Annotated in this window: 14 protein-coding genes; 2 read left to right on the top strand and 12 right to left on the bottom strand. The window is 66.7% G+C overall.

Annotation, left to right across the window (positions count from 1 at the left end; genetic code table 11):
• The first annotated feature begins 44 nt into the window (after positions 1–44).
• Positions 45–644 (top strand): ABC-type transport auxiliary lipoprotein family protein, encoded by a 600-nt coding sequence (locus LU682_RS07655; RefSeq protein WP_003124411.1) that lies wholly within the window; start codon positions 45–47, stop codon positions 642–644.
• A gap of 66 nt (positions 645–710) precedes the next feature.
• Here LU682_RS07655 and LU682_RS07650 read toward each other — a convergent pair whose 3' ends face one another.
• The 9 genes from LU682_RS07650 to LU682_RS07610 all read right to left on the bottom strand — a co-directional run bounded on the left by LU682_RS07650 (position 711) and on the right by LU682_RS07610 (position 8,169).
• The gene (locus tag LU682_RS07650) at positions 711–2,714 is read right to left on the bottom strand and encodes a relaxase/mobilization nuclease domain-containing protein (RefSeq protein ID WP_000132148.1); all 2,004 of its coding nucleotides are present in this window, start codon (positions 2,712–2,714) and stop codon (positions 711–713) included.
• Positions 2,715–3,162: 448 nt separating this feature from the next.
• Entirely contained in the window at positions 3,163–3,750 is a 588-nt protein-coding gene (locus LU682_RS07645) for a S26 family signal peptidase (RefSeq protein WP_003092304.1), read from the bottom strand.
• On the bottom strand, positions 3,747–4,304 hold the full coding sequence (locus tag LU682_RS07640; protein WP_023093372.1) for a DUF2840 domain-containing protein: 558 nt from the start codon (positions 4,302–4,304) through the stop codon (positions 3,747–3,749). The genes LU682_RS07645 and LU682_RS07640 overlap by 4 nt, the downstream gene beginning before the upstream one ends.
• Positions 4,301–4,564 (bottom strand): hypothetical protein, encoded by a 264-nt coding sequence (locus LU682_RS07635; protein WP_000147048.1) that lies wholly within the window; start codon positions 4,562–4,564, stop codon positions 4,301–4,303. The genes LU682_RS07640 and LU682_RS07635 overlap by 4 nt, the downstream gene beginning before the upstream one ends.
• Entirely contained in the window at positions 4,561–5,199 is a 639-nt protein-coding gene (parA, locus tag LU682_RS07630) for a ParA family partition ATPase (RefSeq protein WP_003092312.1), read from the bottom strand. The genes LU682_RS07635 and parA overlap by 4 nt, the downstream gene beginning before the upstream one ends.
• Before the next feature lie 241 nt (positions 5,200–5,440).
• Positions 5,441–6,286: a replication initiator protein A gene (locus LU682_RS07625; protein WP_022652188.1), complete on the bottom strand. Its 846-nt coding sequence runs from the start codon at positions 6,284–6,286 to the stop codon at positions 5,441–5,443.
• A gap of 26 nt (positions 6,287–6,312) precedes the next feature.
• On the bottom strand, positions 6,313–6,597 hold the full coding sequence (locus tag LU682_RS07620) for a helix-turn-helix transcriptional regulator (RefSeq protein ID WP_001247107.1): 285 nt from the start codon (positions 6,595–6,597) through the stop codon (positions 6,313–6,315).
• A 111-nt stretch (positions 6,598–6,708) separates the two neighbouring features.
• Positions 6,709–7,479: a DUF2285 domain-containing protein gene (locus LU682_RS07615; RefSeq protein WP_003092318.1), complete on the bottom strand. Its 771-nt coding sequence runs from the start codon at positions 7,477–7,479 to the stop codon at positions 6,709–6,711.
• Between the two features lie 342 nt (positions 7,480–7,821).
• A complete protein-coding gene (locus tag LU682_RS07610; protein ID WP_016487838.1) occupies positions 7,822–8,169 on the bottom strand; it encodes a DUF2958 domain-containing protein in 348 nt (115 codons plus the stop codon).
• 287 nt (positions 8,170–8,456) lie between these two features.
• Here LU682_RS07610 and LU682_RS07605 point away from each other — a divergent pair, with 287 nt between their 5' ends.
• Positions 8,457–8,750, top strand: coding sequence for a helix-turn-helix domain-containing protein (locus LU682_RS07605; protein ID WP_006379425.1), 294 nt, complete (start codon positions 8,457–8,459; stop codon positions 8,748–8,750).
• A 312-nt stretch (positions 8,751–9,062) separates the two neighbouring features.
• On the opposite strand, the gene LU682_RS07600 is transcribed toward LU682_RS07605, so the two are convergent.
• The 3 genes from LU682_RS07600 to LU682_RS07590 all read right to left on the bottom strand — a co-directional run bounded on the left by LU682_RS07600 (position 9,063) and on the right by LU682_RS07590 (position 12,493).
• On the bottom strand, positions 9,063–9,377 hold the full coding sequence (locus tag LU682_RS07600; protein WP_001273857.1) for a DUF736 domain-containing protein: 315 nt from the start codon (positions 9,375–9,377) through the stop codon (positions 9,063–9,065).
• Between the two features lie 775 nt (positions 9,378–10,152).
• The gene (locus LU682_RS07595) at positions 10,153–10,362 is read right to left on the bottom strand and encodes a hypothetical protein (protein WP_022580212.1); all 210 of its coding nucleotides are present in this window, start codon (positions 10,360–10,362) and stop codon (positions 10,153–10,155) included.
• A gap of 61 nt (positions 10,363–10,423) precedes the next feature.
• Positions 10,424–12,493: a ParB/RepB/Spo0J family partition protein gene (locus LU682_RS07590; RefSeq protein ID WP_232885721.1), complete on the bottom strand. Its 2,070-nt coding sequence runs from the start codon at positions 12,491–12,493 to the stop codon at positions 10,424–10,426.
• Positions 12,494–12,519 lie beyond the last annotated feature (26 nt).

The following is a 12,519-nucleotide window of genomic DNA, read 5'->3' as shown; positions in this document are numbered from 1 at the left end:
TACTCGGCTTGTCCGCGTGCAGTGTGCTTCCCAAAGCAGCTCCAATGGTCACCTACAAATTGCCCGACTATCACATCGCCCAGGCGGAGAGTACGCCGCGCGCCGTTCCGGGACCCGGGGCGCTGCGCGTCTACGCCCCTGAGAGTAGTCGCGTCCTGGATTCGGAGCGGCTGTTCATTGCGCAGCCCGATGGTCGCTTGTCGGCTTGGCAAGGAGTGCGTTGGGCCGACCCCGCACCGGTGCTGCTGCGTGACCGAATCGTCGAAGCCTTCATGCGCGATGGGCGGTCGACTTCCGTGATTACCGATAGCACCCCAATGAGCGCCGATATGGAGTTGCGCAGTACGCTGCGGGCGTTCCAGCTCGAATACCGCGGCACTGAAGCGATCGCCGCGGTTCGGCTCGATGTGCAACTGGTCGATCCGGCCAAACGGACTGCTATTGCCAGTAGACGCTTCGAAGCAATCCAAGCCACAGGCAGCAAGCGAGAGGCCGATGTGGTGAGCGCGTTCGGTGTCGCCACGGATATATTGGCCGGGCAGATCGTTGAATGGGCAGTTCAGGTCGGGGCAGCGCGTTTGCGAGTTGCACCGGAATTGGCAAGCAACCATGCACCCACAGCGTCGTCGATAAGCACAGACTAGTCGTCTTAACGGAGCACAGAAGCTAGGGCCAAAACGCTGCTCGACACCTTAACTCGGTACGACAGCCTACGGCCCCGATCCAATCCCAGGACCTCTTTGCCGTCCAACCTCCCATGACACACCGCCGCCGCGTACAGTCGCGGCGATCTGCTGCCCCAGTCGTGGCTCGATTATCGGCCGCCAAGGCACCAGACTGAATCCCATGCCGTCATCGAGCAGCGCATAGCGACCGCTGGCGAGCATGACCGAGCGCCGGTAGATGCCGGCTACGCGCTGCCCGTCTGTGACGTGCCGATGCTCCAATCCGCTATCGGCGGCAATGTGCTGGGCGGCCTGCGCCAGCTCCCGATTGCGCAGCGTTTCCAGCAGATTCCGGGAGAGAATCAGCCGCTGCCCGCGCCGCTGGGCCAGCCCCTGTTCTTCGAGGAAGTCGGCGCGCTGCTGCAAGGCTTGCCTAGCATCGCCGCCAAAGCCCAGGTCGCCCAGTCCCTTGCCGCCGCCGATCAACTGCTGATCCAGCCAGGTCGCGCCGATGACGCGGGCCTGCCGTTCAATCGGCAGATGCGATTTCAGTTCGACCGCCACGCCGCCCAGCCGCTGCGCGTCGTACTGGCGGCCACGCTCGGCCAAGTCGTCCGGCACCTTCCATAACCCCTCGGCCACGCGCTCCACGATGCCGGCCCGCCGTAGGGCTTCCAGCCGGCGGATATGGGCCGCCACAGCCTCTTGCGGGTCGCGGCCGGGCTTGGCTCGGCCTTGCTCGATCGCCAGGTGGTGATCGGTGCGGTACAGGCCATTGCTCGCCAGCGTGGCGATGTTCTTGTCGGCCGCCCGCACCTCGGCGGAACCGCGTACCTCCACCACCGCGCCGATGGGATAGTTCGCCAGCTCGTCGCGGGCGTCCAACGCGACGTAGTGGGCTTTGCCGTCCAACCCGTCGATGACCAGATAGCCGCGGTCGTGCAGCTCGTCGGCCAGACCCTTAGCAGCCACGCGACCGACGATAGTGCGGCCGTCGTCGCCCGGCTCGAACACCGCCAGCTCGCGAGGCTTGCCGCTCATGGCCCGCTGCATCGTTCGGATGATGTCGCCACGCTCGCCCAGGGCACGCAAGGTCTTCTCCGCGTCCGCATGGACGGCCCAGGTGCCGGGCTGCACCTCGTCGGCCAGGCCCAGGCGCTGCAAGTGTTGCAGGCGGCCGATCAGCAGCAGGCGCTGGCGTTGCAGCCGGGGTTCGTTGAAGCGTTCGATCTGCACCCGGCCATCCTCGCCGGCCTCGCGCTGCAACGTGCGGTCGAGGCTCGTCCACCGCTCTTGCTCCACCTCGCGCTGCAAGGTCTGCTGGATCTCCAGTTCGGTGCGCGGCCCCAGCCATTCCGTCGCCAGCTCGGCGGCGCGATGGCGGAAGCCGTGGGCGATGTAGTCGCCCGCGATGATGAGGTCTTTGCCGGTATCGTCGCGTCCGCGCACGATCAGGTGCGTGTGCGGGTTGTCGGTGTTCCAGTGATCGACCGCCACCCAATCCAGCCGCGTCCCCAGGTCGGCCTCCATCCGGTTCATCAGGTGCCGGGTGTAGGTGCGCAGGTCGTCCAGCTCCGCACTGTCTTCAGGTGAGACGATGAAGCGGAAATGATGTCGGTCGTCCTGGCAGCGTTCCTTGAAGGCATCGAGGTCGGCTTCGTCGGTCTGCGGCCCGTAGGCACGGCCCGGCTCGCCGTTCCGGCCGGCACCGTCGCGCTCGATGTAGCGCAGGTGCTTGGCGAGCGACTGCGGACTGGCGTTGCGCTGGTTGACCAGCAGCGTCTTGATGGTCACGCGCCGTGACATAGGGGTCAGCTTTGCGCCTGCGAAGCGCGCCGCCGTATGGCCGCGTCCAAGCCGTGAGCCGGGCCGCTGGCCGGCGTGCTGGCCGCTCCCGCCAGCGGTAGGACGGCGCACCGCCGACTTGCCGCCGCTGGCCTTGCCAGCCTGCTTGAGCACCTTGGAAACGAAGCTCTGGCCCTGGCCTTTGCCTCGGTTCTTCGGCGCGCCAGGGCGCACCCAGAAATCATGGTCGCCGCGGTCGGTCATGGCTGTGCTCCCTGCAAGCTCCGGCGTGTCCGAGCGTGCGAAGCACGCGGACATGCCTGCATCGGCGCGTGCCTCGCGCCCCACGCGGCACGGCGGCGAAGCCGCGCCGTGCCGCGCCACCCCCACGTGCAGACTGGCTTTGCGGGCGGCAGAGTGCCGAACCCTTTTGTCTTGCCTTCCGCCTTTGCCCCTCGCTCCCGCTCCGGGCATCGGCGGCCCGGCGGCGCTGCTGCACGAGCAGCCAGCCCGCCGGCGAACACGCCAATGGCCGCAGGCCAGGCGCGTTCGAGGCAAGACGCCTGCACGTTGGGCGGCTGCGCCGAAGGCAGCGCGAAGTGCGGTGCGAATGCACCCGCACTGCACGCGCGACGACACGGCGACGAACAGTAGAACGACATGCCCGATGGCACGATGAGAGGCGCGGCAAAGTGCAGCGAATCGGCGGCCATCATGGACGTGTCTCCAGCCAGATCGGATGCGCAACGCCGATCACGGCGAACGCGCTGACCGGCCCGAAATAGCGGCTGTCGAACGACGCCGGGTTGGTCGCGCTCAACAGGAACAGTTCGCCCGGTTGGAGACGGCGGCAAAGCTGCAAGGATGGCAGCGGCCGGCCCAGCCGGTCGGCAGGCAGGGCGGCGGCCACCGGCACGCCGTCGATGCGAACCTGGCCGGCGACGATGCAAACGTGTTGTGGCGCGACTGCGCCCACACGTTTGAGCAGCGGAACGCGGGTCGGCAGGTAGCCGCGCTGCGCAGCCAGCATGGCGGCCCTGTCGGGCAGCGGCATCAGCACGATGCTGTCCACGGACAGCGGACGTGGCCGCGAGGCGGTGCGCGGGTCGAACGGTTCGATGCGATACCAACCGACCGCCACGCTGTCGGACGGGTTGTAGGCCATTCGCGGCAGGGGCTGCACGAACGCCGCCCAGGCCAGCGCAGCGAGGCCGACGGTGGCGAAGCCTGCCAGCACGAGGCGAGCGCGCAGGCGCGAGCGAGGATGCGGCACGGGGCCGGTCGTGGAAATCGTGGTCATGGCAATGCCCTCCCGGCCAGCCAGGCGGCGTGCCGTTCTGCGGTGTATGTGGGTAGCGCCGAGCGCGCTGCGAGCCGGTTCGCGAGCGTGCGCCAGTACGCGGGCGATGTGTCTGCGGCTGCGATGCCCAGCGCCTCGATGCCGTCGATGCGTTCCAGCACGGCGCGCACGTTGGCATCGCCTTCGGCGTGCAGCAGCAGACGCGCGCCCGGCTGCACGCCGGGGATGCGCTGCACGGCGTCCAGCGGCGTGGCGGTCTGCATCACCATGAGCTGCCAGCGGATCGTGCCGTAGTCGTTGGCCTGCCAACGGATGCGGCACAGAACCGCGTTCGGCAGGAACACGGCGCAGCGCCGCCAGCGGTCGAGCTGGAGCGTGCGCGCCGGTTCGCCGAAGCGCAGGTAGAGCTTGAAGCGCGGTTCGATGTAGGCCAGCGCCACGCGCGTCAGCGGCACGTTGCCGGCCTGGCCGGCGAGTGTCGAAGGCGCCGGCGGCGGCGCAGCCGTGGGCGCACTTGCTTTGGGGGTGTGGGCGGTCGAAGCGGATGCGTTCACGGCGTGCCCTCCGGGGGAAACTCCCGCTCCAGCAGGTCGCGCAGCAGTTCGGCTACGGTCACGCCTCGCGTGAAGGCCGACACCTTGATGCGCGCCCGCATGGCGGGCGTGATGTCGAGCGTCAGTCGAGCGGTGTAGAGGTCGCCTTTCTGCACGGCATCTGCGTCGCCCTGGCGAATCCACGCTTCGGCGTGCGGATTCGCTGGGGGACGCGCACCGATGCCGACGCGCTTGCTGCGTGGTGGTGGCTTCCCAGTCATGTCGGCCACCGCAGCAGTTCGTCGGTGAGCGCGGCGATCTCGCGGGCAGCGGCGCTGTCGGGCGCGGTTTCGCGGGCGAGCCGGCCAGCGGCTACGCTGTCGGCAAAGACGATGCGCTGGTGGATCTCCGAGCGCAGCGCGGGCAGCGGCTGTTCGGCCAGCGATTGCCGTGCCTCCCTGCCGATGATGGTGGTGCTGACGCGCCGGTTGATGACGAAGGCCGCGCGCAGCGCTGGCCGGAACACCTGTGCTTCGCGGATCAGTGCGACCATCTCGGCAGAAGCCCATACGTCGTAGGGGCTGGGCTGCACGGGGATCAGCACGCGCTCGGCCGCCAGCAGCGCGGAACGCGCGAGGGCGGCGATGCGCGGCGGGCCGTCGATGATGATGTGATCGGCCCGCCTGGCGAGTTCTGGCGCTTCCTGATGCAGCGTTTCGCGGGCAAGGCCCACGGCGCTGAACAGACGGGGCAGGCCCTGCTGGCTACGCCGCTGCGTCCAGTCGAGCGATGACCCCTGCGGGTCGGCATCCAGCAGGATGACATGCAGGCCGCGCATCGCCAGTTCGCCGGCGATGTGCGTGGCGAGCGTGGTCTTGCCGACGCCGCCTTTCTGGTTGAGAAACGCGAAGATCATGGCGCGGCCCTCCGAGCTGGAAAGCCGGCCTGGCCGTGCCGTTTCGTGGTTGTCCACCGAAACGGCGCGCTTCTACTAAAAGTTATGTATTTCTTGTTAGGTAAGTTAGAGGGAACGCAAACCCGCGCCGTTGTTGGCTTTCCGGCGTTTTCGTACTCCTGATAGCACGAGGGTCGTACTCCTGATAGCACGATACCCGGTACTCCTGATAGCACGAGGCCGTCCACAGGTTCTCCCGCAGTTATCCCCGTGCCGCGTGCGGCACGGGCCGGAAGGTCAGCAGCTCGGTGTTGTCGTCCGGCATCCGCTCGATGCCGAGGACGTAGCCGGGCAACGACTGCCGCGCCACCAGGGCGCGCACGTCGTAGGCGAAGTCCGAGAAGCGGGCCGCGCTGCCGGATTTGCGGTACAGGTGTCGGAAGTCGAATTGCCAGCCGTGCTCCTGCCGCCCGCCATGCTTGCGCACCAGGCGGTACAGCCAGCGTTCGATACCGCCCTTCAAGCGGAAATAGGCCGGGTCGATGGTCAGCACCAGGGCGGCGTCGAGCACGCCGGCATAGAACCAGTCCGGCAAGATCAGCTCGATGCCCAGCGGGGTGCCGCTGGCGTCGGCGAGTTCCTTCCACTCGTTGATCCACGAGAAGCGATGCAAGCGCCTTCCCGTGGTTTCGCGGATGGACGTGGCCACCGTGGTCGATTGCAGCCGGTCGAGGGCGGCCTTCAGGCGCTGGTAGTCGTTGAGGGACGTGCCGCGCCCGATGAAGCGCAAAATCTCGTAAGGCGTGGCGCGTATCCAGCGCGACGGGCGCAGGCCCGCGTCGCGCGCCTCCACGATCTGCGAGGCGGCCCATATCAGCACGTCGGCATCCCATATCGTTGCGATGCCGTGCTCCTGCGTGCCTTCCACGCGAATGGTGACGTTCCCGCTGCGGAAGTCGATCGGCGCCGTGCGCCGCGACTTGGCAAGCGAGAAGAACGGAAAGGCCATCAAGTCCTGGGAATCGCGTGGCGCCATGTCGCCCGGCAGCGCGCGGAACAGATCGAGCTGTTCGCGCTGCGGCAAGGCTTGCCCTGGCGGGCTGGACATGGCGAAGGCCACCCACGCGCCGACGATCAGCGGCCATCACGGTAGTCGCCCGCGTGGCGCTCGGCGTATTCGGGATCGGACGTGGCCTCGTAGCTGCGCTGGTCGGCCCAGGCATCGAGGTCGGACACCGCGTACATGACGCGGCGGCCGAACTTGCGGAACTTGGGGCCGCCGCCGATCACCCGCTGCTTCTCCAGCGTGCGCGGCGACAGCCGCAGGTAGTCGGCGGCTTCGTCGTTTGTCAGGTAGCGTTGAGGCTGCGAGGTCGCAGTGACGGCAGCGGCGGCAGGCCGCGAGGGAGCAGGTCGCATGGGATGTACCTCCATCAAGCCCGGCCACACCACGCGGCCGGATAGAGGCACTCTCAAGAAAGCAAGGCTTCTTGCTAAGGGACGATTCGCACGGGTCGAGAAACGTCCCCCCTAATGCGACGGGAACATTGGAAGCTGCGCTAGTCGGCGGTAGCCGCCGTGCATCAGCTCATCGCCGCGGCGTACCAGCCGCCGTACGCGGGCACGCAATGCACTGTCTTTGTGCCAGTCGGCCGCGACGGCATCCGCGCCGAACAGACCTTCGCCCACCTCGCGCAAGGAGGCTCCCGCGAGGGTCGCGTCGAGCGCTTGCAAGGTATGCAGTTCCAGCAGCGCGGCGGGCGTGGGGCGGGAGCGGGCTGTTGCCACAGGCGTGGCCACGGTTGCGGCAGATAGCGCATCCAGCTTCGCAGCGAGCGTGCGGTAGCGCGCACAGGGCGTGGCGCAGGCGCGTGTGGCGTAGAGATAGGCCGAACCATCTTCCAGGTCGGGTGCGAGTGCCAGCCGAACGCAGCAGCCTGGCCAATGCGATACGAGCACCAGGCGCTTGCCGTCGTGGGTCAGTTGCTTGCGCCCAGGAATGCGCCAGAACTCGAAGGTATGCGCATCGGGTGGTGGGTCGGCGTCGGGGTATAGCTGCACCACGGCATCGTGATCGGGGAACCAAGCAGGATGTGCGTCGCGCGCATCCAGGCCGGGATCTTCCAGCAGGCGCAGGCCCCAGGCCTGCGCCGCATCAGGCTTGCGACGCCGGCGTAGCCAGTCGCGCCGGTAGCTTGGATTCCTGCGCAAATACTCCCAAGCCAGCGCTGGGCCATCGAGGTGCAGCGTGTAGAGATACGCGGCCGTGGGATACCAGTGTTGGCTGCTGCGGTCAGTCATGGCGAAACCTCCCTGTTTCTGGGAACGTCGCCACAATTCCGCTGTGCGGGAGCTATCGAATCGCCATCAAGTGGTCATCAAACTCGGGTTACGCTTTAACTGCTGGTGTCAAGACAGATTCGCTCCAGTGCATTGCCGAAATCGTCTAAATGCGACGACTGCACCGCCCGGAAATGGGGTGCAGCATTGAACACCGTGCCGAATCTCGCGCCTGGCATCATGACTGTTTTGGTCAGGAGCGCACCACCCTGGTGCAAGCATGCGGATCAAGACTTGCCAGGTCTTGGCTAAGACCGAAATAGTCACAATGCGATACTTTTTGCCTGGTCGCGCTGGAATGCGTCAATCGGTGATCGAACCGTTTTCCTGAGCCAGTCGAACGTATTCCGACAGCGGCCGCGTCGGCTGGAAATACCGATCTCGTATCACGGGCTGCTTGAGCGGCCCGACGATGGACGCCAGATCGGACAGCTTCACCGTCGCCAGGGCAGGCATCCCGATCCCGAGGTCGATCAGGCCGTAGGCCGTATCGCCATCGGTCGGATCGAGCGCGGCCAATAGCCAGGTCGCATGTGCGTCCGGTGTGAACAGGCGCACCACGGGCAGCGGGTCACATTCCTGGCCTGCGGCGCGGGTGAGGCCGTGGGCCAGTAGGTGCACCCGGTCTTCCTCGGTGACAAGCGTGGTCAAGGCCGCGCCCCTTCCACGAACACACGCAATCGCCGAGGCGCATCTGTGCCTGCGGACGGATGCACGTATGCGCAAGCGCACGAAGCCGCAAAAGCGGAGAGGCACGAAGGCGTATTGGTGGAAGTCAGGAAAGACACGGATGCGGTTCCCTGGGTCTGAGGAAATCCGCAGATGCGGATCTCCGTAAAAGCACGGAAAAGGAAAACATCACCACCAAATGAACACTATAGATTGTAGTCCTATAGGGCGCAATGGGCTGTCATCTTGGTTTTTTGGGGAAACCATAGGTGGCAGCGAAGAACTCATTGGCAGCGGCGATTCGGACGGTAAGGAAGGCGCGTGGTTTGAGCCAGGAAGCGTTCTCCAACGTGTCCAGTCGCACCTACATGAGCACGCTGGAGCGCGACCTGAAAAGCCCAACCATCCAGAAGCTGGCCGATCTGTGCGAGGTCATGGAAGTGCATCCGCTCACGCTGCTCACATTGGCTTATGCCGGTGACAGCACCCGCGAAGCTGATGAATTGCTGGCACAGGTGCGCCAGGAACTCAGGGCGATATTGGAAGAGCCCGACACGCCTTAGCGCGTTGGCGTGTGGTACTGAATTGCAGCAAGCGGAGCGCGCAGCGCCGCAGGCGCGAAGGCGTGAGGGATTGAAGCCGGATGGCCGTGACGGCTTGCCGGCACGGGGCGAAGCCCGAAAGCCCGGCGGCGCTTACAGCGCCGACACGCCACACACCGCTCGTTGACACGGATTGCGAGCCACAAGGCACGCATGCAGGCCCGCCGTGACGGGCGTATCCAGCACGCGGCAGCAGCAGAAATCCTGCGCGTGCGGTGCTGCGATCAGCAGCATCGCGCCCCGCCGCAGTGGGCGGGACGCGGTAAGCGGCTGTCAGGCCGCCTTCGGCTTGTTGCGCGACCAGATCAGGTCGTGCGTGCCGTCCTCGTTCTCGATCAGGCGGGCATAGACCGTCGCCGGGAACGAAGGGTCGTCGATGGATACGGACAGGTATTCCCGCCCGGCCTCGCTGGTCTTCTTCCACGCTGCGCCGACTTCGTGGCCAGCCGCTTGCAGGTGGAAGTCGGGGGCGTTCTCGGTGTCGCCCTTGTCGTTGGGAACCAGCTTGACCTTGACGTTGAGCGTCAGGGTGCGAAGCGTGCCGGTGAAGCCGTCTTTCTCTGCGGTGAAGGTGCCGATGTTAGCCATGATGTTTCTCCTTTCGGGTTGAACAAGGTCGCGCCAGTGCGTCCTTGTTGTGATCCGGCCGGCGGGGGATGGGCTGGTCGCACCGCACAGCGGTCGCAACAACGTGGAGAACCTGGAAGCGAAAAGAATTTGTCCCGCGAGGAATGCGCGCAGCGCAGGGGAAATTGTTTTCGCTGCAAGGTTGCGGCCATCAAGCACAAGGCGCAGCCGCGCCACCGCCAGGATTCACAACAAGACAAGGACGCACAGGCCGCCCGCTCCCGAATGGAGACGTGGCCAACTCGGCATCCCCGCGTGACGGCTGCACCGGCTTGCGCCCTGACGCGGGCCAGGTCAATGCCCCGACGACAAGGCCAGAGCGCCCCTGCCGCAGCTCACGGCCACATACTGAGGCGTGGTGTGGAAGCTCCATAGAAGCGAGGCTGGGCGGCGTGTCGGTGAACCGTCTTTCGTGACGTACAGACAACGAACCGCCAGCGTCGGGGACGGCACGCTTTCGTGCAACCTGCCGCAGCAAGCCGGGGCGTAGCCACACCAGCCCCGCCCATTGCGGCGGGGCTCGGTCGAATCGTTGGCGGCGCGATGCGCCGCCACACTTGCTGGCTTCGTGGATTTCGCGCACGAGCGCCCTTGTGCGTGGCCCCATCGCCGCCTGTCCGAAGGCGGCGATGGGGCGTTTTGGCTTTGAGCAGTGAAACCGGGCGCGGCCACCGCCGCGCCCGGAGTTTTCGACCACCGGCCCCAAGGCGGCACGGCTTGGGGCCGGTGCGGCTCGTTATTCCTTGGTTTCGATGATCCACCACACGGCGCGCGGCAAGGCGCGGCCCGTGAGGGGATGCAGATCGGTCAGGTCGGCGCGGGCCGTCCAGCCACGCGGCGGACGGTAGCCGCGCACGTCGCCGTCGCCGTGCCAGCGGCGGGCGCGCACCGTGCCGGAGGCATAGGTCGCAGCTATGCGGGGGCGGTTTGCGGGTTGGTGGGTCATGGCAGGCATCCTCAACATGAAGCGCCCCGGCCGGAACCGGGGCGCTATCTACGGTGCGAAGTCACGCGGCCAAAGCCTCGGCCTGCGGCTGGTCATCCGCCACGGCGGCCACTTCTTCCTGTGCTTCGGCTTCGCCATCCGCCGGCGCGTCCTGCCCGGTCTGCTGCGGGCCTTCGGAGCGGAAGATGGCGGGCATCCAGCCGGTGCCAGCGGCCAGCCGTTCGGCTTCGCTGGCAATGTCGCCCTTCTTCAACTTCGCCAGTCGGGTGACGTGCGAGGGCGCGAACCCGCCAAAGGCTTCCAGAATCGCGGCCTTCGGCACATGCCGGAAGTAACCCTCATTGGTGGGCTGCCACCACGCGGCCATATCCAGCCCCACGGCCTGCGCCAGTTCCGCGCCGGGCTGGTGCGGCGTGGCGCGAGGCGTCACCACGTCCACCGTGGAAGCTAAGCACACGGCCAACAGCCGCACCAGTTCATCCTGTGATTTCGCCAGCAGCGCGGCGAACAGTTCGGCGCTGTCCTCCGGCAAGGTTTCGCCTGCCACCTGTTGCAGTTCGCGCAGCGCCACGGCGGCGGGTGATTCCGGCCAGTCCGGGGCCATGCCTTCCAGCCGGTCTTGCACCGTGAGGCGCACACCCAGCGGCAGGTCGTGCCCGTAGTGCCTTTCCTGCAAGACGGTCTGCACCATGCCATGCACCACGGCGGCCAGCGCTGCTTGCGGATGCCGTGCAACTTCGATTTGCAGCGCAGCGGTACGGTGCGCGCTCAACCGCTGCGCCAGTCGGTCAGACATGGCGGCGGTCTTGGGCTGCTCGTCGTCCTCGCCTGCGTCCTCGTTCGCGGCTTCGCCTTCGCTGCCGAAACCCTGCCGCAGCCGCTCCAGCGTGCGCAGTGCCTTGGCCTCCGCTTCGCGCAGCAGCCCGCGATGAATCGCGGCCTGCCCGTCGCGGTCGATGGTGACAATGGCACCGGCTGCGGCCTTCACGTTGGCCGCATAGTCCAGCAAGCCATCTTCCAGCGCCTGCAACTGCTCGCCCAGGCGTTCGCCTTCTTCCTGCAAGGCATCGGCCTTTTCCTCGTCCTCGTCGTCCAGCGCGGCATCCACCGCCTCGGCCAGTTCGTGCAGCTTGGTTTGCAGCTTCTCGATGCGCTGCGCGTCGCGCTTGTTCGGACTGCGGCGTTCCCTTGGCGCACGCTGGAAGGCTTGCAGATCGGCATGGGTCATGCCCGGCGTGGCATCCACCCACGCCCAGCCCTCGGCCTGCACCTTGGCGGCGATACCTGCCAGCTTGTCCTGCGCCAGCCGTTCCAGCAGTGCGGCATCGGTCAGATACACGCCTTTGTCGCCCTCCGCGAACAGGTCGCGGCGGATGCCACCGCCTTCCTGCTCGTAGCCGTCCAGCCCGACAAAGCGCACCAGCGGATGCCGGTAGGCGTCGATTTCGCGTTCGGTCAGGCGGTCGCGCAGGTTGTGCGGGCCGCGCTGCCATGTGGGCGCATCGTAGAACGCGGCTTCCTGCGCAGCATGGTCGTCGGTGATGGCGAGGGCCATCAACTGGTCAAGGCTCACGGCCTCGGCCCGGTAGTCGGCCAGCAGGCGCGGCGACACGTTGGCGAGTTTCAGACGGCGCTGCACCACCAGCGGCGTGACGCTGAAATCCGCTGCAATGTCCTCGATGCTGCGGCCTTCGGCCACGAGCGCGGCGAACGCCTCGAACTGGTCGGCGGGGTGCATGGCTTCGCGCTGCACGTTCTCGGTGAGGCTGGCCGTGCGGGCGGTGCCATCGGCCACCAGCAGGCAAGGCACCTCCCATTCCTTGCTAATGCGGTGCTTTTTCGCCAGCAGCTTCAACGCTGCGAGGCGACGGTCACCGGCCACGACCTCGTAATGCTCGCCATCGGCGGCGGCAATCACGATGAGGTTTTGCAGCAGGCCGACACGCTGGATGCTGGCGGCGAGTTCGGGAATGGACATGCGCGGGGTCTTGCGCACGTTGCGGCCAGTGGGACGCGACACCAGCCGCGACAGCGGAACCAGAATCAGGTTCTTGGTCGGATCAGCGGCTTCCAGCGGGATAGCGGCGGCGGTGTTGATGGCGCGGGCTTCGGTTTGGGTAACGGCGTTCATGGTGATAACTCCTATCGGTTCAGGGA

The sequence above is a fragment of the Pseudomonas alloputida genome, from assembly GCF_021283545.2.
In the GTDB taxonomy this organism is placed as follows: Bacteria; Pseudomonadota; Gammaproteobacteria; order Pseudomonadales; family Pseudomonadaceae; genus Aquipseudomonas; species Aquipseudomonas alloputida.
This window is presented reverse-complemented; position numbering and strand designations above follow the sequence as displayed.

Excerpts from the sequence above, each read along its gene's own strand:
- LU682_RS07655 (WP_003124411.1), top strand. The coding sequence starts at position 45 with ATGGTCACCTACAAATTGCCCGACTATCACATCGCCCAGGCGGAGAGT.
- LU682_RS07650 (WP_000132148.1), bottom strand. The coding sequence starts at position 2,714 with ATGACCGACCGCGGCGACCATGATTTCTGGGTGCGCCCTGGCGCGCCG.
- LU682_RS07645 (WP_003092304.1), bottom strand. The coding sequence starts at position 3,750 with ATGACCACGATTTCCACGACCGGCCCCGTGCCGCATCCTCGCTCGCGC.
- LU682_RS07635 (WP_000147048.1), bottom strand. The coding sequence starts at position 4,564 with ATGACTGGGAAGCCACCACCACGCAGCAAGCGCGTCGGCATCGGTGCG.
- parA (WP_003092312.1), bottom strand. The coding sequence starts at position 5,199 with ATGATCTTCGCGTTTCTCAACCAGAAAGGCGGCGTCGGCAAGACCACG.
- LU682_RS07625 (WP_022652188.1), bottom strand. The coding sequence starts at position 6,286 with ATGTCCAGCCCGCCAGGGCAAGCCTTGCCGCAGCGCGAACAGCTCGAT.
- LU682_RS07620 (WP_001247107.1), bottom strand. The coding sequence starts at position 6,597 with ATGCGACCTGCTCCCTCGCGGCCTGCCGCCGCTGCCGTCACTGCGACC.
- LU682_RS07615 (WP_003092318.1), bottom strand. The coding sequence starts at position 7,479 with ATGACTGACCGCAGCAGCCAACACTGGTATCCCACGGCCGCGTATCTC.
- LU682_RS07600 (WP_001273857.1), bottom strand. The coding sequence starts at position 9,377 with ATGGCTAACATCGGCACCTTCACCGCAGAGAAAGACGGCTTCACCGGC.
- LU682_RS07595 (WP_022580212.1), bottom strand. The coding sequence starts at position 10,362 with ATGACCCACCAACCCGCAAACCGCCCCCGCATAGCTGCGACCTATGCC.
- LU682_RS07590 (WP_232885721.1), bottom strand. The coding sequence starts at position 12,493 with ATGAACGCCGTTACCCAAACCGAAGCCCGCGCCATCAACACCGCCGCC.